Annotated in this window: 23 protein-coding genes; 6 read left to right on the plus strand and 17 right to left on the minus strand. The window is 63.8% G+C overall.

Annotated elements, in window-relative coordinates; translation table 11 throughout:
- Window positions 1-76 precede the first annotated feature (76 nt).
- A protein-coding gene (gene prfB, locus OKC29_RS09785; RefSeq protein WP_011707133.1) for a peptide chain release factor 2 occupies window positions 77-1,175 on the plus strand; the annotation gives its coding sequence in 2 pieces (ribosomal slippage) (window positions 77-151 and window positions 153-1,175; 1,098 coding nt in all).
- Between the two features lie 24 nt (window positions 1,176-1,199).
- Window positions 1,200-2,735: a lysine--tRNA ligase gene (gene lysS, locus OKC29_RS09790; RefSeq protein WP_011707134.1), complete on the plus strand. Its 1,536-nt coding sequence runs from the start codon at window positions 1,200-1,202 to the stop codon at window positions 2,733-2,735.
- A gap of 133 nt (window positions 2,736-2,868) precedes the next feature.
- On the opposite strand, the gene OKC29_RS09795 is transcribed toward lysS, so the two are convergent.
- Window positions 2,869-3,672 carry a PhzF family phenazine biosynthesis protein gene (locus OKC29_RS09795; protein ID WP_073351419.1) on the minus strand — a complete coding sequence of 268 codons (804 nt, stop codon included), beginning with the start codon at window positions 3,670-3,672 and terminating at the stop codon, window positions 2,869-2,871.
- A 198-nt stretch (window positions 3,673-3,870) separates the two neighbouring features.
- Here OKC29_RS09795 and OKC29_RS09800 point away from each other — a divergent pair, with 198 nt between their 5' ends.
- Genes OKC29_RS09800 through OKC29_RS09810 form a run of 3 tightly spaced genes read left to right on the plus strand, consistent with a single transcriptional unit; the run spans window position 3,871 to window position 8,169 of the window.
- Complete coding sequence (locus OKC29_RS09800; protein ID WP_162275831.1) at window positions 3,871-5,661, plus strand: assimilatory sulfite reductase (NADPH) flavoprotein subunit; 1,791 nt, start codon at window positions 3,871-3,873, stop codon at window positions 5,659-5,661.
- Complete coding sequence (gene cysI / locus OKC29_RS09805) at window positions 5,661-7,373, plus strand: assimilatory sulfite reductase (NADPH) hemoprotein subunit (RefSeq protein WP_073351423.1); 1,713 nt, start codon at window positions 5,661-5,663, stop codon at window positions 7,371-7,373. Before OKC29_RS09800 ends, cysI begins: the two co-directional genes overlap by 1 nt.
- Window positions 7,363-8,169 (plus strand): phosphoadenylyl-sulfate reductase, encoded by an 807-nt coding sequence (locus OKC29_RS09810; protein ID WP_073351425.1) that lies wholly within the window; start codon window positions 7,363-7,365, stop codon window positions 8,167-8,169. The genes cysI and OKC29_RS09810 overlap by 11 nt, the downstream gene beginning before the upstream one ends.
- A 91-nt stretch (window positions 8,170-8,260) precedes the next feature.
- On the opposite strand, the gene proX is transcribed toward OKC29_RS09810, so the two are convergent.
- The 7 genes from proX to OKC29_RS09845 form a co-directional block, all read right to left on the minus strand.
- Window positions 8,261-9,262 carry a glycine betaine/L-proline ABC transporter substrate-binding protein ProX gene (gene proX / locus OKC29_RS09815; protein WP_073351427.1) on the minus strand — a complete coding sequence of 334 codons (1,002 nt, stop codon included), beginning with the start codon at window positions 9,260-9,262 and terminating at the stop codon, window positions 8,261-8,263.
- A complete protein-coding gene (proW, locus tag OKC29_RS09820) occupies window positions 9,259-10,410 on the minus strand; it encodes a glycine betaine/L-proline ABC transporter permease ProW (protein ID WP_005348125.1) in 1,152 nt (383 codons plus the stop codon). Before proW ends, proX begins: the two co-directional genes overlap by 4 nt.
- A complete protein-coding gene (gene proV / locus OKC29_RS09825; protein ID WP_049048238.1) occupies window positions 10,407-11,603 on the minus strand; it encodes a glycine betaine/L-proline ABC transporter ATP-binding protein ProV in 1,197 nt (398 codons plus the stop codon). The genes proW and proV overlap by 4 nt, the downstream gene beginning before the upstream one ends.
- Window positions 11,604-12,103: 500 nt before the next feature.
- The gene (gene folA, locus OKC29_RS09830; protein ID WP_073351429.1) at window positions 12,104-12,595 is read right to left on the minus strand and encodes a type 3 dihydrofolate reductase; all 492 of its coding nucleotides are present in this window, start codon (window positions 12,593-12,595) and stop codon (window positions 12,104-12,106) included.
- 24 nt (window positions 12,596-12,619) lie between these two features.
- Complete coding sequence (locus tag OKC29_RS09835; protein WP_073351431.1) at window positions 12,620-13,087, minus strand: threonine/serine exporter family protein; 468 nt, start codon at window positions 13,085-13,087, stop codon at window positions 12,620-12,622.
- A 118-nt stretch (window positions 13,088-13,205) separates the two neighbouring features.
- On the minus strand, window positions 13,206-14,003 hold the full coding sequence (locus tag OKC29_RS09840) for a threonine/serine exporter family protein (protein ID WP_011707144.1): 798 nt from the start codon (window positions 14,001-14,003) through the stop codon (window positions 13,206-13,208).
- Window positions 14,004-14,238: 235 nt separating this feature from the next.
- Window positions 14,239-14,580, minus strand: a complete 342-nt coding sequence (locus tag OKC29_RS09845) for a DUF3135 domain-containing protein (RefSeq protein ID WP_073351432.1) — start codon at window positions 14,578-14,580, stop codon at window positions 14,239-14,241.
- Window positions 14,581-14,978: 398 nt separating this feature from the next.
- Here OKC29_RS09845 and mog point away from each other — a divergent pair, with 398 nt between their 5' ends.
- Window positions 14,979-15,509, plus strand: a complete 531-nt coding sequence (gene mog / locus OKC29_RS09850; protein WP_016351777.1) for a molybdopterin adenylyltransferase — start codon at window positions 14,979-14,981, stop codon at window positions 15,507-15,509.
- 31 nt (window positions 15,510-15,540) lie between these two features.
- Here the strand turns inward: mog and OKC29_RS09855 are convergent, their stop codons facing one another.
- The 9 genes from OKC29_RS09855 to OKC29_RS09895 all read right to left on the minus strand — a co-directional run bounded on the left by OKC29_RS09855 (window position 15,541) and on the right by OKC29_RS09895 (window position 23,638).
- Window positions 15,541-15,954: a DUF2541 family protein gene (locus tag OKC29_RS09855; RefSeq protein WP_039214738.1), complete on the minus strand. Its 414-nt coding sequence runs from the start codon at window positions 15,952-15,954 to the stop codon at window positions 15,541-15,543.
- An 89-nt stretch (window positions 15,955-16,043) separates the two neighbouring features.
- On the minus strand, window positions 16,044-17,270 hold the full coding sequence (locus OKC29_RS09860) for a beta-ketoacyl-ACP synthase (RefSeq protein ID WP_073351433.1): 1,227 nt from the start codon (window positions 17,268-17,270) through the stop codon (window positions 16,044-16,046).
- Window positions 17,267-17,992, minus strand: a complete 726-nt coding sequence (locus tag OKC29_RS09865) for a 3-ketoacyl-ACP reductase FabG2 (protein WP_073351435.1) — start codon at window positions 17,990-17,992, stop codon at window positions 17,267-17,269. Before OKC29_RS09865 ends, OKC29_RS09860 begins: the two co-directional genes overlap by 4 nt.
- A 9-nt stretch (window positions 17,993-18,001) precedes the next feature.
- Window positions 18,002-18,463, minus strand: coding sequence for an ApeP family dehydratase (locus OKC29_RS09870; RefSeq protein ID WP_073351437.1), 462 nt, complete (start codon window positions 18,461-18,463; stop codon window positions 18,002-18,004).
- Window positions 18,456-19,640, minus strand: coding sequence for a beta-ketoacyl-ACP synthase (locus OKC29_RS09875; protein WP_073351439.1), 1,185 nt, complete (start codon window positions 19,638-19,640; stop codon window positions 18,456-18,458). Before OKC29_RS09875 ends, OKC29_RS09870 begins: the two co-directional genes overlap by 8 nt.
- The gene (locus OKC29_RS09880; RefSeq protein ID WP_073351441.1) at window positions 19,637-20,194 is read right to left on the minus strand and encodes a DUF3261 domain-containing protein; all 558 of its coding nucleotides are present in this window, start codon (window positions 20,192-20,194) and stop codon (window positions 19,637-19,639) included. The genes OKC29_RS09875 and OKC29_RS09880 overlap by 4 nt, the downstream gene beginning before the upstream one ends.
- On the minus strand, window positions 20,191-22,551 hold the full coding sequence (locus OKC29_RS09885; protein WP_073351443.1) for an MMPL family transporter: 2,361 nt from the start codon (window positions 22,549-22,551) through the stop codon (window positions 20,191-20,193). Before OKC29_RS09885 ends, OKC29_RS09880 begins: the two co-directional genes overlap by 4 nt.
- Before the next feature lie 50 nt (window positions 22,552-22,601).
- Window positions 22,602-23,216: an outer membrane lipoprotein carrier protein LolA gene (locus OKC29_RS09890; protein WP_073351444.1), complete on the minus strand. Its 615-nt coding sequence runs from the start codon at window positions 23,214-23,216 to the stop codon at window positions 22,602-22,604.
- Window positions 23,213-23,638, minus strand: coding sequence for an acyl-CoA thioesterase (locus OKC29_RS09895; RefSeq protein WP_042065889.1), 426 nt, complete (start codon window positions 23,636-23,638; stop codon window positions 23,213-23,215). The genes OKC29_RS09890 and OKC29_RS09895 overlap by 4 nt, the downstream gene beginning before the upstream one ends.
- Window positions 23,639-23,649 lie beyond the last annotated feature (11 nt).

Below are 23,649 nucleotides of genomic sequence, written 5' to 3' on the forward strand. Positions count from 1 at the left end.
CCGACCCTGTTTATTCCTTCCACAATTGGCTAGAATATCCCGTTTTTAAATCACATCGACCCCGAGAGTTTTCACGATGTTTGAAGTCAATCCTGTATTAAACAAGCTTAAGGAGCTGTCTGAGAGGACCGAGCTGCTTAGGGGGTACCTTTGACTATGACGCCAAGAAAGAGCGTCTAGAAGAGGTCAACGCCGAGCTGGAACAGCCGGACGTCTGGAATGAACCCGAGCGCGCACAGGCGCTGGGCAAGGAGCGCGTGGCGCTGGAAAACGTGGTCGGCACCATCGACACCCTGACCCAGGGCGCCGACGACGTGGCCATGCTGGTCGAGCTGGCCGTGGAAGGTGAAGACGAAGACACCTTCAACGAAGCCGTGGCCGAAGCCGACGTGCTGGAAACCAAGCTCGTGGATCTCGAGTTCCGCCGCATGTTCTCCGGTCAGCACGATCCCTCCGACTGCTACATCGACATCCAGTCCGGCTCCGGTGGTACCGAAGCGCAGGATTGGGCCAACATGGTCCTGCGCATGTACCTGCGCTGGGGCGATGCCCACGGCTACAAGCCCGAGCTCATCGAATGCTCCGAAGGCGACGTGGCCGGCATCAAGTCCGCCACCATCAAGTTCACCGGTGAGTATGCCTTCGGCTGGCTGCGTACCGAGACCGGCGTGCACCGCCTGGTGCGCAAATCCCCGTTCGATTCCGGTGGCCGTCGCCACACCTCGTTCTGCTCGGTGTTCGTCTACCCCGAGATCGACGATGACATCGACATCGAGATCAACCCGGCCGACCTGCGTATCGACGTCTACCGTGCCTCCGGCGCCGGTGGTCAGCACGTCAACCGGACCGAATCCGCGGTACGTATTACCCACATTCCTACTGGGGTCGTGGTACAGTGCCAGAACGATCGTTCCCAGCACAAAAACAAAGATCAGTGTATGAAGCAGCTGAAGGCCAAGCTCTACGAGCTGGAAATTCAGAAGCAGAATGCCGAGAAGCAAGCCCTCGAAGAGACCAAGTCCGATATCGGCTGGGGCAGCCAGATCCGTTCCTATGTGCTGGATGATGCGCGCATCAAGGATCTACGTACCGGCGTCGAAACCCGCAACACCCAGGCGGTACTCGACGGCGACTTGGACAAGTTTATCGAAGCTAGCCTGAAATCAGGCCTGTAAAAAAACAGAACAGCAGGAATCACCATGTCTGAACAAACCACTACTCCGGAAGTCGACCAAACTCTCGATCTGAACAACGAGATGCAGGAGCGTCGTTCCAAGCTGGCCGCCTTGCGCGCCCAGGGCAACCCCTTCCCCAACGACTTCCGTCGTGACAGCCTCTCCGGCGATCTGCACGCCGAGTTTGGTGACAAGAGCGCCGACGAACTGGCCGCACTGGGTAAACGGGTGAAGATTGCCGGTCGCATCATGACCCGCCGGATCATGGGCAAGGCATCTTTCGCCACCCTGCAGGACATGGCTGGCAAGATCCAGGTCTACGTCACTCGTGACGACCTGCCGGAAGGCTTCTACAACGAGCAGTTCAAGAAGTGGGATCTGGGCGACATCGTGGGTGTCGAAGGTACCCTGTTCCGCACCAACACAGGCGAACTCTCCGTTCATGTCTCCGACATTCGCCTGCTGACCAAGGCCCTGCGCCCGCTGCCCGAGAAGCACAAAGGTCTGACCGACCAGGAAGCCCGCTGCCGTCAGCGTTACCTGGATCTGATCGCCAACGAAGAGTCCCGCAAGACTTTCGTGACCCGTACCAAGGTCGTGGCCGGTATCCGCAAGTTCCTGAACGACAAGCGCTTCATGGAAGTGGAAACCCCCATGATGCAGGTCATCCCGGGTGGCGCGTCTGCTCGTCCGTTCATCACCCACCACAATGCGCTGGACATCGACATGTACCTGCGTATCGCTCCGGAACTCTACCTGAAGCGTCTGGTGGTCGGTGGTTTCGAGCGTGTCTACGAGATCAACCGCAACTTCCGTAACGAAGGTATCTCCGTTCGCCATAACCCCGAGTTCACCATGCTCGAGTTCTATATGGCCTACGCCGACTACATCGATCTGATGGATCTCACCGAAGAGATGCTGCGCACCCTGGCGCAGGACATCCTGGGCGACACCAAGATCCGTTACGCCAAAGAGGGCGAAGAGGGCCTGACCATCGATTTCGGTCAGCCGTTCCAGCGCCTCTCCATGGTTGACTCCATCCTGAAGTACAACCCGGATGTGACCCGTGACGATCTGGCGACCCTGGAGAAAGCCACCGCCGTCGCCAAGCGCCTGCACATCGAGCTGATGAAGAGCTGGGAACTGGGCCACGTGATCACCGCGATCTTCGAAGAGACCGTGGAACACATGCTGCTGCAGCCGACCTTCATCACCGAGTACCCTGCCGCCGTTTCTCCGCTGGCCCGTCGCAACGACCAGAACCCGGACGTTACCGACCGCTTCGAATTCTTCATCGGCGGCCGCGAGCTGGCCAACGGCTTCTCCGAGCTGAACGATGCGGAAGATCAGGCCGAGCGCTTCCAGGCTCAGGTTGACCAGAAAGCCGCAGGCGATGACGAAGCCATGTTCTACGACGCCGACTTCGTGACCGCGCTGGAACACGGTCTGCCGCCGACTGCCGGTCAGGGTATCGGTATCGACCGTCTGGTGATGCTGTTCACCAACAGCCACACCATCCGCGACGTCATCCTGTTCCCGGCTCTGCGTCCACAAAAGTAAGAGCCGAAGAAACAGGGCCGCAGCTGCACAGCTGCCGTCCATGACAATCAAAACGCCCCGCAACTGCGGGGCGTTTTTTATGGCAGGCACAAACCGGTGACGAACCTTCAATACGCCACCAGCTTGCCGCTTATCAGGCCACTGGCAGCAACCACTCCCCCTGCCACAAGGTGACGGCCTGACCGGCCATCAGCACCCGATTCTCCTGCAGTGCTAGTCGCAGCTCCCCGCCCCTTGCCGAGATCTGGCGGGCCCGCAACTGCCGTTTGCCAAGCCGCTCAGCCCAGAAGGGCACCAGGGCGCAGTGGTTGGAGCCGGTCACCGGATCCTCTTCCACCCCGACCCAGGGGGCGAAGTAGCGGGAGACGAAGTCATGGTCCGGGTCGCTCGAGGGAGCCGTCACCATCAGGCCGCGACCTGGCAGCGCGCGCAGGGCCTGAAAATCTGGGCTGAGCGCACGAACCTCCTCCTCGCAGGCGAGCTCCAGCAAGAACTTGGCGCCAGCCGCCAGGGTTTGCAGCGGCTGGCAACCGACCGCGGCCGCATAGGCCGGATCCAGAACGAGCGGCGCCGGAGCAATGCGCGGAAAATCGAGCCAGATCCACGCCCCTTCGCGCCGGGCCAGCAGCTCGCCGCTGCGGGTCTCGAAGCCAATCACCTCACCCTCTGCCACCGCCCCCGTCTGCCACAGCACGTGTGCCGCCGCCAGGGTGCCGTGGCCGCAGAGATCCACTTCCAGCTCGGGGGTGAACCAGCGCAGCTGATAGCGAGCATGGCCAAGGGGCACCAGAAAGGCGGTCTCCGACAGGTTGAACTCGGCCGCCATGGCCAGCAAGGTGGCATCCGGCTGACTCGGCCCCAGCACCACCACCGCCGGGTTGCCGCCAAAGGGCTGCCGGCTGAAGGCATTGACATGAAACAAGCTGATGGTCGACATTCACGTTTCCTGTATGGGTAATACGGGCTCATTCATCGCCCTTTATACCATGAGAGCCCTGTCGACCTGAGTCGCTTTGCGACCCTCTCCATCGCCTTTTTAATGCAGTAATAGAATAAAAAAGACATTTTTATTCTTTGTTGTTATCCATCACACCCCTTAACCTGACCAAAAATCAGACCATGGAAGACGTGTGTGATGCAATTGAAGGACTCCCTGACCAACCTGACTCCCCTCTCCGACGAGCAGCAGCGACAGCTGAGCCAGGCGCTATCGACCCTCAATACCCAGCAACTGGCCTGGGTCAGCGGTTATCTCTACGGTCTCTCCCAGGCGGGCAGCCAGCCTGCCGTGACCGGCACAGCCGCCACAGCCCCCAGCGGCAATCTGACCATTCTCTACGGCTCCCAGACCGGCAACGCCAAGGGCGTGGCCAGCGCCATCAAGGCGCAGGCCGAGGCCCGTGGCCTGCCGGTGACCCTCACCTCCATGGCAGACTACAAACCCAAGCAGCTCAAGAAAGAGACCCATCTGCTGGTGGTAGTGAGCACTTACGGGGAGGGTGAACCGCCGGAGAGCGCGGTCGATCTGTTCGAGCAGCTCAAGAAGGGCAAGGTCGGCAAGCTGGAAGGGCTCAAGTTCGCCGTGCTGGGGCTAGGTGACAGCTCCTATGAATTCTTCTGCCAGACCGGCAAGGACTTTGACAGCCTGCTGACCAAGGCCGGCGCCGATCGGGTGCATGAGCTCGCCAGCCTGGACGTGGATTATCAGGATGCCGCCAAGGCGTGGGGTGAACAGGCGCTCAATGCCATTGCCGCCACTCTCTCCACCGGTCCTGCCGGCAGCAGCGTGGCCAGCGCGGTACAGCAGGCGGTCGGCCACAGCCAGTACAGCAAGGAGAACCCCTTCCCGGCCAGACTCTCGGTCAATCAGAAGATCACCGGCCGCGACTCGACCAAGGATATCCGCCACATCGAGATCAGCCTTGAAGAGTCCGGCATCCGCTACCAGCCGGGCGATGCCCTCGGCATCTGGTTTGACAACGACCCCGCACTGGTGAACGAGGTGCTGGCGCTGGCCGATCTCTCCGGCGACGAGGCCACCGCCCGCGGCAGCCTGCGCGAAGTGCTCAGCCGCGAGCTGGAGCTGACTCGTTTGCACGGCGGCTTCATCACCGGTCTTGCCGAGATCTCGGGCAACGCGGCACTGAAAGATCTGGCTGGCGACAAGGCCCAGGTCAACGCCCTGGTGGCCTCTGCCCAGGTGGTGGATGTACTGAAACGCTTCCCGACCGCGCTCACAGCCGAACAGCTGCTGGGCCTGCTGCGCCCGCTCACCCCGCGCCTCTACTCCATCGCCTCCAGCCAAAGCGAGGTGGAAGAGGAGGTGCACCTGACCGTTGGCGTGGTGCGCTACCCGCAGGAAGACGGCACGGTGCGCAGCGGCGCCGCCTCCTCCTACCTGGCGGATCGGCTGGCCGAAGATGGCGAGGTGCGGGTATTCGTCGAGCACAACGACAACTTCCGCCTGCCGCCAAACCCCGACACCCCGGCCATCATGGTGGGCCCAGGTACCGGCATCGCCCCGTTTCGCGCCTTCCTGCAGGAGCGCGAGGCCCAGGGGGCCGAGGGCAACAACTGGCTGTTCTTCGGCAACCCGCACTTCACCCAGGATTTCCTCTATCAGGTGGAGTGGCAGCGTTATGTGAAGAGCGGGCTGCTCAGCAAGATCTCGCTGGCCTTCAGCCGGGATCAGGCCGAGAAGGTCTATGTACAGCACCGCCTGCGGGAAGCGGGCCAGGAGCTCTACCAGTGGCTGGAAGCAGGCGCTCACTTCTATGTGTGCGGCGATGCCAACCAGATGGCGAAAGATGTGCAGGAAGCCCTGCTGGATGTGATTGCGGAACATGGCCACAAGAGCCGTGAGGAAGCAGAAGAGTATTTGAGCGAATTGCGTCGTGCCAAACGTTATCAAAGGGATGTCTATTGATGAGCAAGCAACTGATTCCAGGGCCGGTGGAAGGACCGCTGGCCGACAACGAACGTCTGAAACGCGAGAGCGATCACCTGCGCGGCACCATAGCGCAGGATCTCACAGACCCGCTCACCGGCGGCTTCAACGGCGACAACTTCCAGCTGATCCGCTTTCACGGCATGTACCAGCAGGATGACCGCGACATCCGCCCGGAGCGCACCGCCCAGAAACTGGAGCCGCTGCACAACGTCATGCTGCGCGCCCGCCTGCCCGGTGGCATCATCACCCCGGCCCAGTGGCAGGTGATCGACAAGTTCGCCGAGGATCACAGCCTGTACGGCAGCATCCGCCTGACCACCCGCCAGACCTTCCAGTTCCACGGGGTGCTCAAGCGCGACATCAAGATGATGCACCAGACCCTCAACAGCACCGGCATCGACAGCATAGCCACCGCCGGCGACGTGAACCGCAACGTGCTCTGCACCAGCAACCCGGTGGAATCCGAGCTGCATCAGGAGGCCTACGAGTGGGCCAAGAAGATCTCCGAGCACCTGCTGCCCAAGACCCGCGCCTACGTGGAGATCTGGCTGGACGGCGAGAAGCTGGGGGGTGACGAGGAGCCGATCCTGGGTTCCAACTACCTGCCGCGCAAGTTCAAGACCACAGTGGTGATCCCGCCCCACAACGACGTGGACATCCACGCCAACGATCTCAACTTCGTGGCCATCAGTGATCACGGCAAGCTGGTGGGCTTCAACGTGCTGGTGGGCGGGGGTCTGGCCATGACCCACGGCGACACCAGCACCTACCCGCGCAAGGCGAGCGATTTCGGCTTCGTGCCACTCTCTCACGTGCTGGAAGTGGCCGCCGCCGTGGTCAGCACCCAGCGCGACTGGGGCAACCGGGTCAACCGCAAGAACGCCAAGACCAAGTACACCCTCGAGCGCGTCGGCGTCGAGGCCTTCAAGGCCGAGGTGGAGAGCCGCGCCGGCATCCCGTTCGGGCCGGTACGTCCCTATGAGTTCACCAGTCGTGGCGATCGCTTCGGTTGGGTGGAGGGGATCGACGGCAAGCACCACCTGACCCTGTTTATCGAAAACGGCCGCCTGCTGGACTTCCCGGGCAAGCCCCTCAAGACCGGCATGCTGGAGATCGCCAAGGTACACCAGGGGGATTTCCGTCTCACCGCCAACCAGAACCTGATCATCGCAGGCGTACCTGCCGGCGAGAAGGCCTGCATCGAAGCACTGGCACGCCAGTACGGCCTGCTGGATGACGGCGTCAGCGAGCAGCGCAAGCAGTCCATGGCCTGCGTGGCCCTGCCCACCTGCCCGCTGGCGATGGCCGAGGCCGAGCGCATGCTGCCTGCCTTCGTCACCGATATCGAAGGGCTGCTGGCCAAACACGGCTTGGCCGATGACGCCATCATCTTCCGGGTCACCGGCTGCCCCAACGGCTGCGGCCGCGCCATGCTGGCGGAGGTGGGTCTGGTGGGCAAGGCGCCGGGGCGCTACAACCTGCACCTGGGGGGCAACCTCGAGGGGACCCGCATCCCGCGCCTGCACCTGGAGAATATCACGGAGCCGCAGATCCTGGCCGAGCTGGATGCCCTGATCGGTCGCTGGGCCAAGGATCGCAACGCGGGCGAATGCTTCGGCGACTTCGTCATCCGCGCCGGCATCATAGCCCCGGTCATCGACTCCGCGAGGGACTTCTATGCAGCCTGATCAGACCGATACAGAGCGGCTGGCGCGTACCGCCGACGGCCGGCTCGATCTCGACGCCCTGCTGGCCTTGAGTCGCGAGGAGCAGGTCGAAGCGCTGGCCCCTATCAATCGGGCTCTCGATGCCATCAGCGCCCCCGAGCGGGTGCGCTGGGCGCTGGCCAACCTGCCGGGAGAGCACGTGCTGTCATCGAGCTTCGGCATCCAGGCGGCGCTGATGCTGCACCTGGTGAGCCGCGAGCAGGCCGATGTGCCGGTGGTGCTGACCGACACCGGTTATCTCTTCCCCGAGACCTACCGCTTCATCGACGAGCTGACCGAGCGGCTCGCGCTCAACCTCAAAATCTACCGGGCCGAGCTCAGTCCGGCCTGGCAGGAGGCCCGCTTCGGCCTCTTGTGGGAGCAGGGGGTAGAGGGGATCACCCGCTACAACCAGCTCAACAAGGTGGAGCCGATGGACCGCGCCCTGAACGAGCTCGGTGCCCGCACCTGGTTCTCGGGCCTGCGCCGTGAGCAGTCCGGCAGCCGGGGCAAGCTGCCGGTGCTGGCCATCCAGCGCGGTCGCTTCAAGTTCCTGCCGGTGATCGACTGGAGCAACAAGGACGTCTTCTACTACTTCAAGGAGTTCGACCTGCCCTACCACCCGCTGTGGGAGCAGGGCTACCTGTCGGTAGGCGACGTGCACACCACCACCAAGTGGGAGCCTGGCATGAGCGAGGAGCAGACCCGCTTCTTCGGCCTCAAGCGCGAATGTGGCCTGCACGAGGAGAACGGCGAGAACGACGGCTCCGGCATCTGATCCAGGCTGTCCACCCGCACGGCGCCCATAAAAAACGCCCGGCAACAGCCGGGCGTTTTTCTTTGCGCAAAGAGCGAGCTACCGCCCCTCATTACTTGGCGGCGGCGCGCGCCTGGGTCAGCCAGTCGTTCACCAGCGCCTCGTGACCCTTGAGCCAGGCGTCGGCGTGACGTTCCACGTCCGCCGGCTTGTTCTGCCCCTTGTTCATCAGGCCGTTCTGGACGTTGATGTCATTAAGCGGCAGCTTGACGATGGAGAACAGCCTGGCGGCTGCCGGGTTGGCCTCGGCGAACTGCTTGTTGGCGACGATGTGGATGGTGTTGACCGGGAAGCCGTAGTTCTTGCCGTTCGGCAGCCGGGTCTTGGCCGCATCAGGGCCGTCGGCGGGCACCTCCAGCCACACCACGTCCTTGCCCGGCACCAGCTCGCTGCTGAGCCAGTAGGGAGTCCAGGTGTAGTAGAGCACCGGCTTGCCGGCCTGGTAACGGGCACGGGTATCGGCGATCAGCGCCGCGTAGTTACCCTGCTTGTGGGTGACAGTCGGGGTCAGGCCAAACCCGGCCAGATGACGGTTGATCGCCTCTTCGCAGCCCCAACCCGGGTTGCAGCCCACCAGGTCGGCCTTGCCGTCGCCATCGCCGTCAAACAACGCCGCCAGTTTGGGATCCTTGAGCTGACCCAGGTTGGTGATGCCGTACTGGGTCGCGGTCTGCTTGTCGATGAGATAGCCCTGGGCGGCCCCGGCCACATAGGTGCCCTCGCGGAAGAACACCTTGTCACCGCCAGCTTGTTCATACTTGTTGTTTTGCAGCGGTATCCAGTTGAAGGCGAGGAAGGTGCCATCCCCCTGCGCCACCGAGGCGTAGGCCACGTTGTAATCCACCTCCTGGGCCGGCTGGACGTCATAGCCCAGGCGCGCCATCAGCTTGCTCACCAGCAGGGTCTGAAAACTCTCCTCCGGCAACGAGCTCTGCAGGGGCTGGACGCGCACGCCCTCCCCCGGCAGCTCGGTGCTGGCCATGGCGAGCGGGCCGAGCAGTTGGGAGCTCAACAGCAGGGAACCCAGGGTCAGCGTCTTGGTGATAAGCCTCATGCATTTACTCCTTTGTAATCGATTGACTTGTCGCGGCCGAGCAGGCGCAGCAGCAGGGCGGCGGGGCCGCGTTGATACCAGCGGCCGGTACGGCTGCGATCCGGCTGCCCCATCGCCTGGGTCAGGCGGTCGAGCACGATGGCCAGCAGCACGATGCCGAGGCCGCCGATGGAGGCGAGCCCCATGTCGAGCCGGCCGATGCCGCGCAGCACCATCTGGCCGAGGCCCCCCACCGCGATCATGGAGGCGATCACCACCATGGAGAGCGCCAGCATCAGGGTCTGGTTGACCCCGGCCATGATGGTGGGCATGGCGAGCGGCAGCTGTACCTTGAACAGCAGCTGGGAGGGGCTGGCGCCGAACGAGTGGGCCGCCTCCACCAGATCGGCTGGCACCTGACGAATGCCCAGCATGGTCAGCCGGATCATCGGCGGCAGCGCGAAGATGACGGTCACCACCACCCCGGGCACGTTGCCGATGCCGAACAGCATGACGATGGGGATGAGGTAGACGAAGGCCGGCGTGGTCTGCATCGCATCCAGCAGCGGCCGGGTCCAGCGCGACAGTCGCTCGCTCCTCGCCAGCAGGATGCCGACCGGCAGCCCGATCAGCACACAGAAGAATAGCGAGGTCAGCACCAGCGACAGGGTCACCATGGCATCGGACCAGGCGCCGATCAGGCCCACCACCACCAGTGAGAACAGGGTCCCCAGCGCCATGCGACCGTTCACCAGTTGCCAGGCGATCAGGGTCAGCAAGCCGATCATCAGGGTGGAGGGCACCGTCTGCAGCAGATGGGTCATGCCGCCCAGCGCCAGCTCCACAGGCGCACGGATCAGCTGAAACACGGGTCGCAGGTTGTCCACCAGCCAGCCGATGCCGCCCTCGACCCAGCTATCCAGCGGCACCAGCGCCTGCTGGAAGGGATCCAGCCAGTCGACGGCGGCAGTGGTATCGACCGCCTCGATCTGGTTCTGCCAGTCGGTAGCCTCAGCGTCGGTACTGCCCCAGGGATCGGCAACCTCGGTGGCAGTTGCACTGGCCCCCCAGGGGTCGACAGCAGCCTCATCGGCACGCAGGGAGGGGCTCGCCAGCAGCACCAGGGCCAGCAGCCCGCTCAGTAAAAAATGGGGATTCATCCGCTTCATGCCGGGGTACTCCTGTCCAGGGTGTTCAGCAGGTTGGCCTTGGAGATGAGGCCCAGGTAAGTGCCATCCTCCTCGACCACGGGCACCTGACAGGGAGCGGCCGCCACCTGGCTGATCAGTTCGTTGAGGGCGGTGTCCGCCAGAATGGGCTGGATGTCAGTCAGCAGCGCCTGCTCCAGGCTGCCTTTGGCCCTGACCGCCTGACCGAGCGACTCCACCGAGACGACCCCGATGAAGCGGCGCCGGCGATCCACCACGTAACCGAACTCCCGCTCCTGCTCCTTGAGCTGGCGCAGGGCGTTGCCGGGCCCGTCGGTGGTGTGCTTCTTGATGAGCGGCATCTGCTTGCGGCTGGCCACGTCGCGGGCGCTGAACACGTTGGCCAGATCCACCCCGCGAAAGAAAGCGCGCACATAGTCGTTGGCGGGCTGGTTGAGGATCTCGTCCGGGGTGCCGACCTGCACCAGCTGGCCGTCCTGCATGATGGCGATGCGATCGCCGATGCGCATTGCCTCGTCCAGATCGTGGGAGATGAAGACGATGGTGCGCTGCTGGCTGGCCTGCAGCTTGAGCAGCTCGTCCTGCATCTCGGTACGGATCAGCGGATCCAGCGCCGAAAAAGCCTCGTCCATCAGCAGGATGTCAGGGTCGTTGGCCAGCGCGCGGGCCAGACCGACCCGCTGCTTCATGCCGCCAGAGAGGGCATCGGGGAAGGCATCGATCCACTGACCCAAGCCCACCTGATGGAGCGCCTGGCGGGCGCTCTGCTGGCGCTCCGCCAGTGGCACTCCGGCCAGCTCCAGCCCGAAGGCGGTGTTTTCCAGCACGCTCAGGTGCGGCATCAGGGCGAAGGACTGGAATACCATGCTGATCTTTTTGCGCCGAACCTGACGCAGCTCGCTGTCGGAGATGGCGGCGATATCCTCGCCATCGATCAGCACCTGGCCGCGGGTCGGCTCGATCAGCCGGTTGAAGAGACGCACCAGGGTGGATTTGCCCGAGCCGGAGAGGCCCATCACCACGAAGATCTCCCCTTCGTCGATGGCCAGATTGACATCCTGGACCCCCAGGGTCTGCCCGGTTTTTTGCAGGATGCTGGCGCGGTCATGCCCTTTCGCCAGCAGTTTGAACGCTTTTTCCGGCTGATCGCCGAAGATTTTGTAGAGTGATTTAACCTCGAGTTTGACTGTCATATTGTCCTTTTTTCTTGGCCGACGACTTGCCTGGCAAACCGTCGAACGTGAGCCAATTACTTTCAACACTAAGTAATTTTCAGCCAAAACAAAAGAACCAAAAGAGTCCAAACAAAAAGACAAAATCACAAATAATTGATTTTTAAGGATTATTTAACACCATAAAAATTCATCAAAAGATGGTACAAGACTCTATATCAAGCCATGAAATGCAAATGAATTCAATCTAAACACCTGAACGATTGAGAAAGAAAGCCGGTAAAAGGCCAAGAAGATGCGCCAGACAAGGAAGGAATCGCGCGTATCTGCCAAGGGCAACAAAATAATTAGACAGCTAATGAATTTTTAGTTCCATTTTAGGAAAAAACAGAGAGGGCGCAGGTCAATCGATACCCTGATCAACGCCGCCATTCATCCCTAACGAGGCAGCTACGGGCAACAAAAAGGCCCCTTGTGCAGCACAAGGGGCCTTTTATCTGCCAGAGCGGTAACGTCGCCCGTCAGCGCCGCTGCCAAGTCTCGAAACAGTAGGAGTGGGGGTTCTTCTCGTCGGGCTGATGTGACTCGCGCTCGATGCACGACCAGTCGCCCTCGTCGAAGGCCGGGAAGCGGGTATCCCCCTCCACCGCCAGATCGATGCGGGTCAGATAGAGCCTGTCGGCCCGTGGCAGCAGCTGGCCGTAGAGATGACCGCCCCCGATCACCATCAGCTCGGCCACGTCGCTGCCGGCCAGCAACGCCAGCGCCGCCTCCACCGAATCGATGACCTCCACGCCGTCGGCCCGGTAGTCGGGGTTGCGGCTGATCACCAGATTGCGGCGGCCAGGCAGCGGCCGCCCGATGGATTCAAAGGTCTTGCGCCCCATCAGCACCGGCTTGCCCAGGGTCACCCGCTTGAAGTGGGCCAGATCTGCCGGCAGGAGCCAGGGCATCTGGTTGTCCAGCCCTATCACCCGATCGTGGGCCATGGCGGCAATCATGGAAATCATCATGGGGTCAACCTCTCGAACCGTCGGTCAGATAATGGGGCGGTTACGGTACACGACCAGGGAGGGGATCGCCAAACCGAAACTCAGGGCCCCCACGATAAACAGCGCCTTGAGGCCGTTTTCCACCGCGCTCTGGATAAGCTCCATGGTTACTCCGGAGATATTGAGCTCCACCACCGCGATCATCGCCTTGAACGCATAGCTGCCCGGGATCATCGGGATGATAGAGGCGACGCTGAACACCGGGCGCGGCGCCAGCAACCGGCGCGACCAGTAGACGCAGACAAAGCCGACCGTGGTCGCCGCCGCCAGGGTGGCCCACTCTATGGGCATGCCCTGATGGATCAGCATGGTGCGCAGACTGTGGGCCAGCGCACCGCCCATGGCACAGTACTTCAACATCCGTGGCGGCACGTTGAACAACATGGCAAACCCTACCGCCGGAATGGCCGACCAGAAGGCATCCTTGGCCAGCAGCCAGATGAAATCCATCATACCTTCCACCCCCAGATACCGGTCACCGACATGGCGAGAATGATCCCGATATGGTTCCGCACGCTGATGGATAGCCGGTTTGCCCCGATCAATAGAGTCGATACAACGTCAAAGCTCTTCATACCTTCCACCCCCAGATGCCGGTCACCGACATGGCGAGAATAATCCCTATCGCCGCGCTGATGGTCAGCAGGGTCGCCGTGCCCCAGCGGGCCAGCCCCATGTTGAAGTAACCCTTCACCATGTCGGAGACCGCGTTGATGAGCGGAAAGCCCGGCACCAGCAGCAGTACGCTGGCCGCCATGGCGAGATAGGGCTGCGCCCCCCAGTTGAAGAAGGTGGCGCTGGAGGCGAGCAGGGTGGCAATGAAACCGGTGGCGGCAAAGTTGATGAGGGGGCTGTGGTGATGGCGGGCGATCAGCTGACGCACCCGCATGGCGACCGAGGCCGAGAAGCAGGTCACCAGGAAGATGGGCCAGTCACCGCCAAACAGCAGGCTGAAAGCGCCGCAGGAGAGCCCCACCATGGGCACCACCAGCCAGGGGTGATAGTGAAACGGCACTATGGCATCGAGCCGCTGACGCACTTCCCGCGCGCCGATCAGCTCCTTCTCCGCCATGATGCAGATACGCTGGATCTCGCACACCACCTGCATGTTGATGCCATGCTCGCGCACCCGCCGGGTGGTGGTGACGCAACTGCCCTGATAGAGGCTGGTGAGCACGATGGCGCTGGAGGAGATGGCCATCTCGACGCTCTCCAGCCCGAGCGCCATGCCGAGCCGGACCGTGGTCTGCTCGATGATGCGACTCTCGGCCCCGAACTGGGCCAGCATCTGGCCCACCTTGACGATAATGCGGGTGATTTCCGTCTGCTGCTCCCGCGACAGCACCCGTCTTGGTGTGATACTTCTCATAATCCCTTCGAGTCGTAGCAAATTAAAAAAGTCTCGCCATATTAGCCTAACAATCGGCGCCATACATCTACACATATCACGCCAATAACCAAACTCAAATAAAATAAAAGGCGACACAAAAATACATCAAATGGATTACAAATCACGCCAAACTGTTCAACGTTCGTCAGCCAGCCTCACCCGGCAACTGCGCAGAATAACGGAGATATATTTTGATAATTACTCGGGAATAATATTATTTTTTCTTGCGGTAATAATCGCTAAAATAGAGGACATTGTTCTCCTTATATTCCGGCAGTGGTTCAGCATAATCAGGATTATTGAGATGAACCATTTCACAGCGCATGGAATAAAAGGAGTCGTGCATCATGGCGGCAATCCGGATGCAGCTGTCCAGGTTGTTTTTGGCCAGCTGACGCTGACAGTCGATGCGAAATTGCAGACCGCGCAGACGCATTTGCTGCTGCGGGCTGACCCGGTCGATCAGCCCCTCAATCTGCTGCTGCAGCAACTCGTCGAGCCGCTCGGGCTCCGCCACCGCCAACCGTTTCAAGGTATCAAAATCAGGCAACTCCATATGCCCTCCCGCGGCCAGCCGCTGCATGGTGATACTCAAACAACAACAATCGGTTCATATTTTCACCAATCGCATATGGAGTTATATAAGCCGAACCCCGCCGCGGTTCAATCCGCCGGGCCTGCTTTCCCCTCCTCTTGCGCCAAAAGATGACGGCGTGGTGGGAACCCAGACGGGTTATTCGTTATGGATCAACCGATTATTCCTGAATATCGATGGCGGGTTCGTTTATACATTTTTGGCACGGCAATATGCCGATGTTATGTCTTATTGAAAGGAGGCTGCCAATATGGTTTGCCATTTGACGCTCACCTTCGCGCCACCATCCGGCTGGTTTAACATATCTTGCTGATTATGTTATTTTATTTGCCACTTATAGCGGCAACCAAGAGCAGACCATGAGCAAGGCAAGAATCGGTATCGTCACCGTCAGCGATCGCGCCAGTGCAGGCATCTATGAAGACCTGTCCGGCAAGGCCATCATCGACACGCTGAACGCATATTTGACCTCGGCGTGGGAGCCCGTCTATCAGGTGATCCCCGATGAACAGGAGCAGATCGAAGCGACCCTGATCCGGCTGGCAGATCAGGAGCAGTGCAGCCTCATCGTCACCACCGGCGGCACCGGGCCGGCCAAGCGGGACGTCACCCCGGAGGCCACCGAGGCGGTGTGCGATCGCATGATGCCGGGCTTTGGCGAGCTGATGCGGGCCGAATCCCTCAAGTTCGTGCCGACCGCCATCCTGTCGCGCCAGACCGCCGGTTTGCGCGGCAGCTCGCTCATCGTCAACCTGCCGGGCAAACCCAAGTCGATCCGTGAGTGCCTGGATGCGGTCTTCCCCGCCATCCCCTACTGCATCGACCTGATGGAAGGCCCCTATCTCGAGTGCGACGAGACCGTCATCAAGCCGTTTCGTCCGAAGAAATAAAGGCTGGGCGGGGATTTGCCCCGCCCTTTGCTTATTTGCGGCCGTATACCTTGACCCCGGCCTTGCTCCCTTCCGAATTGCCGTACACCTCGATCCGCTTGATGCAGAGCCGGCTGCCGAGGGATTTCCACCCCGACTCCTGATCCTCTTTCAGATCCTTGTCGAAATAGAGGGTCTTGCTGCGATCGTTGCCATAAAACACCTTGACCCGCTCCAGGGTCAATTCGCGCCCTGCCTTGACCATGATGGATTTGGTCGGCCGGCAGGCGAGCATGGGAATGATGGCGGGATGATCGCCGACCCCGAGCAGAATGGTCTTGCCCAGCCGAAATTCATCATCGGCCATGGCGGGGGCGGCCAGCGCCCACAACAAGCTGGATAACAGAACGCCCTGCAGGACACGCAGCCGCGCGGCGGCACAAGAAAAACCAGATAACAAAGACATGATGCCTCCCGAAAAAAACGGGGGGCATATTAATTCATCAAGGCTAAACCCAGCCTGTACCGGCGCCCTGCCTGGCAGGGCACCGACACTCAGGACCAGCGTTTGAAGATGAGGGAGGTGTTGATGCCGCCGAAGGCGAAGTTGTTGGACATCAGGTACTTCACCGCCAGCGTGCGGCCACTGCCCACCACGTGATCGAGCGGGGCGCAGGCCGGGTCCGGCTCGGTCAGGTTGATGGTGGGGGCAAACCACCCCTCCTGCATCATCTCCAGCGCCAGCCAGGCCTCGATGGCGCCGCAGGCCCCCAGGGTGTGGCCGAAGTAGCTCTTGAGCGACGAGATGGGGGTGCGGTCGCCGAAGATGGCGGCGGTGGCATGGCTCTCGGCGATGTCACCGCGCTCGGTGGCGGTGCCGTGGGCGCTGATGTAGCCGATCTCCTCAGGCTGGAGACCGGCCTGAGCCAGCGCCATCTCCATGCAGAGCTGCATGGTCTCCTGCTGGGGTTGGGTCACGTGGGCGGCATCGCAGTTGGTGGCAAAGCCCACCAGCTCGGCGAGGATGGTGGCGCCGCGCGCCTGCGCATGCTCCAGCTCCTCCAGCACCAGGGTGCCGGCCCCCTCGCCTATCACCAGCCCGTCCCGCTGCCGGTCAAACGGACGCGGCGCCAGCTCGGGGTTGTCGTTCATCTGGCTGGTGGCAAACAGGGTATCGAACACCACGGCCTCCGACGGGCAGAGCTCCTCCGCCCCGCCAGCCACCATCAGGGTCTGGTAGCCGTGCTTGATCGCCTCATAGGCATAACCGATGCCCTGGCTGCCGGAGGTGCAGGCGCTGGAGGTGGGGATGACCCGCCCGCGCAGGCCGAAGAACAGCCCGGTGTTGACCGCCGCCGTGTGCGGCATCATCTGCACATAGGTGGTGGCCGTGATGCTGGCGGTGCTCTTGTCGTTGAGCATGACCCCGAAGGCGCGGATGGGATCCGTGCTGCCGGTGGAGGAGCCGTAGGCGATGCCGGTGCGTCCGTCGGTGAGCGCCGGGTTGTCCAGCAGCCCCGCCTGCGCCAGCGCCAGCTCGCTGGCGACGGTCGCCAGCTGGGACACCCGCCCCATGGCGCGGGTCTTCTTGCGCGGATAGTGGGCCGGCAGCGTGAAGTCCGGAATGGGGGCCGCCAGCCGGGTGTTGAGGCCGTCGTAGATGGCCCACTCCGGCATGTTCACCACGGCGTTGCGCCCCGCCTGCAGGCGGGCCCGCACACTCGGCCAATCCTGCCCGAAGGCGGTCACCCCGGCCATGCCGGTCACCACGACCCGCTTCATACCATGCCTCCGTTGATGGAGATGACCTGACGCGTGACATAGCCGGCGATGTCGGACATCAGGTAGGAGACCAGCCCGGCCACCTCGTCGGCCTGCCCCATCCGCTTGAGCGGGATCAGCTTCAGCGCCTCCGCCTTCACCTCTTCGTCCACCATGCCGGTGTCGATGAGGCCGGGGGCCACGCAGTTGACCGTGATCTTGCGCTTGGCAAGCTCCAGCGCCAGCGCCTTGGTGGCGCCCATGATGCCCGCCTTGGCGGCGCTGTAGTTGACCTGGCCCCGGTTGCCCATCAGCCCGGACACCGAGGAGATGGTCACGATGCGCCCACCCCGGCGCAGGCCGATCATCGGCATGATGCAGGGCTTGAGCAGGTTGTAGAAGCCATCCAGGTTGGTGTGCAGCACCCCGTCCCACTCCTCGTCGGTGAGGGCGGGGAAGGCGCCGTCACGGATGATGCCGGCGTTGCAGACCACGCCATAATAGGCGCCGTGTTCGGTCATGTCGGCCTCCAGCTGCGCGCGGCAGCCCTGCCGATCGGCGATGTCGAACTGGAGCAGACGCCCCTGCCCACCGGCTGCCTGCAGGCTGGCCAGAGTGGCTTCGGCCCCGGCCCGATCGCTGTGGTAATGCACCACGATGGAAAAACCGTCGGCCGCCAGCTTGAGGGCGATGGCGCGGCCTATCCCCTTGCTGGCGCCCGTGACCAATACGCTAGAGATCATGAAGCTTCCTCAGGCTAACAAATCGGACAATTCGCCGGGGCTCGGCTGGTAGGTGGAGAGTCGCGCCTGGGCGCACTCCTCCCCCGCCAGCAGGATCCGGCAATCAAAACTGGCCATGCCGCCGTCTTGCAACAGGCAGCAAGCCTCGATGGTGAGCAGGCTGCCGGCCGCAAAGACGGGGCGCAGGCAGCGGTACTTGCGACTGCCGAGCAGCATGCCGATGCGCACCGGCTCGCCGCGCAGACGCCCCTGCATGCCGGCCCAGGCGGCGATGGTCTGCGCCATCAGCTCGATGCCGACCCAGCCGGGCAGGTTGCCCTCACTATCCAGCAGCAGGGCATGGCGGGCACCGATGCGGGTCTCGCAGCGCGCCTGCTGGGCATCCGCCGCGCAGAGCCGATCCAGCAGCAGCATGGGGGCCTGATGAGGCAGCAGGGTCTCGATGGCGGGCAGTGAACCTGGCTCATTCATGGTGAACGCTCCCAAACAGCAGGCTGACATTGTTGCCACCAAAGGCAAAGGAGTTGGAGAGCACCCGGGGCGCCGCGAGCGGCACTTCACCGCTCACCAGCCGGATGGGCGCCAGCGCCGGATCCGGCGTCGTCACCCGCTGGGGTGGCAGCGGCAGAGCGTGCTCCAGCAGCAGGCAGGCGAGCGCCGCCTCGATGGCCCCCGCCGCCCCCAAGGCATGACCGGTGAGCGGCTTGGTGGAGCTGCAGGGCACCTCGGCACCAAACAACCGATGCACCGCCTGGCTCTCCATGGCGTCGTTGAGACGGGTGGCGGTGCCGTGCAGGTTGACGTAGCCCACCTGCGCCGGCGTCAGGCCCGCCTGGGCCAGCGCCATCTGCATGGCCGCCTCGGCGCCGATACCGTCTGGATGGGGCGCCGAGATGTGCCAGGCATCGGAGGACTCCCCCGCCCCCAGCAGCGCCAGCGGCGCAGGCGTGCGGCTCAGCAGAAACAGCGCCGCCCCCTCGCCGATGTTGATCCCCTGGCGCGCCTCATCAAACGGCTGGCAGCGCGCACAGCTGAGGGACTCCAGGCTGTCAAAGCCGTTGAGGGTGAGCCCGCACAGGCTGTCGGCGCCGCCCACCAGCACGGCGTCCACCAGCCCGGCCGCCAGCAGCCGCTGGCCGCTGATGAAGGCGCGCGCGCTGGAGGAGCAGGCGGTGGAGATAGTCCAGGCCGGCCCGGTCAGGCCGAGATGACGGGCCAGAAATTCCGACGGCGAACCCAGCTCCTGCTGGTGATAGTCAAAGGCGGGCGGCACGGCCTCCCCGCGCCGGGCGGCGGCCACCGCCAGCTCGGCCTCGCCGATCCCGGCGGTGCTGGTGCCAAGCACCAGCCCCACCCGCGCGGGGCCATGGGCCGCCAGCGCCTCGTCGAGAGCGGGCCTCACCTGGGCCAGCGCCGCCAGCAGCAGCTGGTTGTTGCGCGAGGCGTAGGGGGCCAGCGCCGCCGGTATGGCCGGCAACGCCCCCTCCACTCGCCCCACCGGGGTCTGGCGGCCATCCAGCAGCGGCGCCCGGTGGCGATCCAGCGGGCTCACACCCGACTGCTGCCAGGCCAGCAGCGCCTCGGCGCTGGCATCGCGCCCGATTCCCAGTGCCGAAACGAGGCCATAGGCGGCGATATAACAGCTCATTGGCTCAGGGTCTCCAGTTGCAGGCGATAGTGGAATACGTGCTGCTGCAGGCCGACCGGCTCGCGCACGCCGTCGACGTCGTGGTAGCGGATTTCGGTCACCAAAGTGCCGTCGGGGGCCCGCAGCCGGCGCAGCGGCCCCTCGTCGCGCAGCGTCCAGCCCGGTGGCAGCTGTGGCTGCCAGCTGGCGAGCGGCCAGTAGCAGAGCATCACGTCCGCCAGCACCTGGCTCACCGGCGGCATGCCGGTGGTGAGCAGCGGGCTGAGCTGGCGGGTGGAGATCCCCTGCTGGTCATAGCGCACCAGAAACAGCCGCACCCCGCTCGGGGTCAGCCCCACCAGGGTCAGCTGGCGGCCATCGGCCTCCAGCACCGTCATCAGCTGGTGAGTGCTCTCCCCCACGCTGGCGGTCAGCAGCTGCTGGCGATAGAAGGGGGCGGCCAGCACCGGGGCCGGCAGCGTCATGACGGTCCCCTTGTCGAGATAGGCGGTGGGGGTCGGCTGGCTGCTGCAGCCTGCCAGCAAGAGAATGATAAAGGCGAACAGTGGTCTCATGGTTGCTCCTGCTCCCGGTGATCGCGCACCGGCGGGGTGCATGCCGGCTTGTTCAATCCCTGTTTATCCAGCACCAGAGGCGACAACAGGAAGGCGGTAAAGATACCGCCGCTCAGCACCAGACCAAAGCCCGCGATGGCAGAGGTGTGGCTCAGCGCCAACAAACCGAACGAGAGCTGGGTGGTCAGGTTGGCCAGCAGGATGGCGAACATGGTCGAGCGCTGGCGCAGAGGATCCCCGCCGCTGTAGGCAAAAAAGAGGCTGTAGTCGATGCCGATGCCGAAAATGAGGCTCATGGCCAGCACCCCGAACAGGGTGAGCGGCTGGCCGCAGGCGGCCAGCAGGGCCAGCCCGGATCCCAGCGAAAACCCGCTGATCAGCAGGATCCGCCCCCCCTTGCGCCAGCCGAAGCGGGCCCACAGCAGTCCCCCCACCAGGGCGATCGCCACCAGCAGCAGTTCGGTGAGCTTGACCCGGTAGTGGGCGAACAGCTGGCTCCACTGATTGCGCGGATCCTGCCAGAACACCCCCTCCTGCCCCTCGGCCAGGGCCGCCACGGCGGCCGCATCGGTCACGCCGTTGACCGGCAGCCAGAGCGCCACCCGGCCATCGGCCATGGTATGCCACAGCAGCCGGCTGCCCTCGCTGACCGGGCTGGCCAGCCACTGCTGCGGGGTCAGAGGGTGCCAGGGGCGAGGCTCGGCCTTGACCGGCACCCCGGCCTGGTTGAGCCGCGTCACCACCTCTGGCAACAGACCCGTGAGGGCGGCGTGATCCGCCTGCTGCCGTGCCAGCGAGGGCAGCCACTGGGCCAGTGACACGAAGCCCGTCAGCTGCCCCTCTGCCTTGGCCTCGGCCAGTTTGCGGCTCATGGCCTCGAGCCGTTGCAACGCCGTTTCACCGTCGGCCGCCGTCACCAGGAAGCCGGTCATGCCCCCCTGCTGGCCGGTGAGGCGCTGGATCTGCCGCTCCTGCGCCTGCAGCTCGACGGGCAGCGGTTGCAGGCGGGCGATGTCGTCATCGACGGCCAGCCGGCTCAAGCCCGTGCCGATCAGGGTCAGCCAGAGCAGGGGCACGCCCCAGCGCAAGAGACGCCACTCGCGCCACCATGTGAGCCAGAGCGCCATCGGCACCAGCACGCGCGCCTCCCGCTGGGGCAACTCCCCGAGCCAGAGCGGGTACAGGCAGAGCACGGTAATGAATGACGCAGTCAGCCCCACCAGGGCGCACAGGGCCATCTGCTGCAGGCCGGGGAAAGGAGCGAGCCAGAGCAGGCCATAGCCGACCAGGGTGGCGAACAGCGCCATCGACAGGCTGGGCAGCAGGCGGGCACGGGTCTGGTGCGGACTCTCCTGCCGGCCATGCAGGCGCCGCTCGGTCAGGAAGTGGATCCCGTAATCTATGATGCCGACCAGGCTGGAGCTGATCACCAGGGTGAACATGTGCACCTCGCCAAACCACAGCAGCACCGCCAATACCCCCCAGGCGAGGCCGACAGCGATGGGCAGCAGGGAGATCCAGAGCGCCCGCAACGAGCGAAACGCCAGCCACATCAGCAGCAAGACCCCGACCGTGGAGCCGAGCCCTATGGTGGAGATGTCCTGCTGGGCCAGCTCGCTGGCATGCTGGCTGTAGAAGAGGGTGCCACGGCGCAGCAGCTCCACGCCCGGAAACTCGGCCTTGAGGTGTTGCTCCGCCTCGTTGAGCCGGCTCAGCAGCTCGCTGTTGCGGGCAAGGTCGAAGGCCGACAAGTCCAGCTCGGCGCGCAGCAGGTACCACTGCCGCCCGGCCTCGTCCCGGCTGATCAGCCAGCCGTGGTCGAGGCGCAGGGGGCTGGCCATCTGCCCCTGCACCGCGGCCCGGGTCAGCAGCAGGGGATCGGCCTGCCACTCGGTGCGGGAGACGCCGCCAAAGGGGCTGTAGATCTGGCCGAGCACCCACTGGCTCCAGACCTCTGGTCCCGCAGCCAGCCGCGCCCGGCTGCCCTCGTCGAGGCGCTGCCAGCCATAGTCATAGATGAAGCCTTGCCAGGCGGCGGCCAGCTCCGGCTGAGCGGCGCGCACCGCGCTGAGCTCGGGCAGGGACTGCAGGTCTTTTGCCCACGCCTGCGCCGCGGCCAGCCCATCCTGCCCCGCCGGCAGGCTCAGCATCCAGACAAGCTGCCTGTCGACCTGGCGCAGCAAGCCCTCACGCAGAGCGGGATCCAGCGCGGAGCGCTCCTCGTGGGGCAGCAGATCCATCAGGCTGGTGTTGATGCGGCTGTGGGAGAGTTGCCAGCCGAGCAGCGCCAGCGCCAGCGCGCTGAGCAGCAGCCAGAGCCAGGAGAGCCAGCGCCAGGTGGTTTCAGCTTGCAGCAAGAGGGGCTCTCCTCGTCCCGGCGGGGGCGCAGCACTGGCGCGTCATCGTGCTAGTGGGCAGCAAAGCGGGCATGCTCCTCAGGGGTCAGTGGCAGAGCGCGATCCCGCCAGTCCGTGAAACGGATACGGGTGCTGTCGCCCTGCTTGTCGGCGATGAGCAGCTGATCCAGCTGCCCCTGTCCGCTCAGGGTGAGGCTGGCAAACACCTTGTCGAGCGGTGCCAGGATCGGCACCAGCACCAGCTGCCAGCCCGCCTCCGTGCTGTGAAAATCGATGCTGAAGTAGCGGCTCAGGGTCGCCTCGTCCGAGCCGAACAGCGCCAGCAGCATCTGGCTGAACTCCAGCAGCTGGGGGTTGTCGATGACGGTAGCGGGCTGACCCGCCATCTGCTGCACCATGCGCGTCGGCGTCAGGACAAGGGTCAGCGGAAAGGGTTTCTGCTGCTGCCACCAGAGCCCCTGATCGCGCACCAGCAGCAGCTCGCCGGAGGCTTTGAGCGGCTGGCTCAGCCCCGCCACCTGCTTCTCCTGCTCGAAGCGGGCCTGCTTGGCCTGACTCAGGGCCAGCAGCTGCTGCACCTCGGCCCGGCTCAGGGGCGCCGCCTGCAGCGGCCATGTCAGCAGCAGGAGCAGACCGGCCAGCAGCGGCCTTGTCAGCCGGCTCATTGGCTCACCCCCAGCTTGTCCAGCAGCACCTGGGGCGAGGCCAGGCACATCTCGCCGCTCGCCTTGCTGACCGCCACCTGGATGCTGTAACCCTTGCTGGTGCGGGTGCCGCTCGCGGCGTCGCTCAGCAGATAGTCGATCTTCAGGCGATTCTGGTACTCGGTCAGGGTGGCACGCACCCGCACCCGCTGGCCGAAGCGCAGCGGCGCCAGGTACTTCATCCGGGTATCGATGATGGGCCAGAGGTAGCCGGAGGCCTCCATCTGCGGGTAGTTGTAGTCGATGAGATCGAGCAGGGCGCAGCGGGCCAGCTCGATGTAGCGAAAGTAGTGGCCGTGCCAGGCCACCGCCATCATGTCCACGTCGTGGAACGGAATGGTCACCTCGATCTCAGTACTGATCTGCCAGGGTTCATTCTGCATGGGTTGCCTCA

The sequence above is a fragment of the Aeromonas sp. QDB34 genome, from assembly GCF_027705405.1.
GTDB classification, from domain to species: domain Bacteria; phylum Pseudomonadota; class Gammaproteobacteria; order Enterobacterales; family Aeromonadaceae; genus Aeromonas; species Aeromonas hydrophila.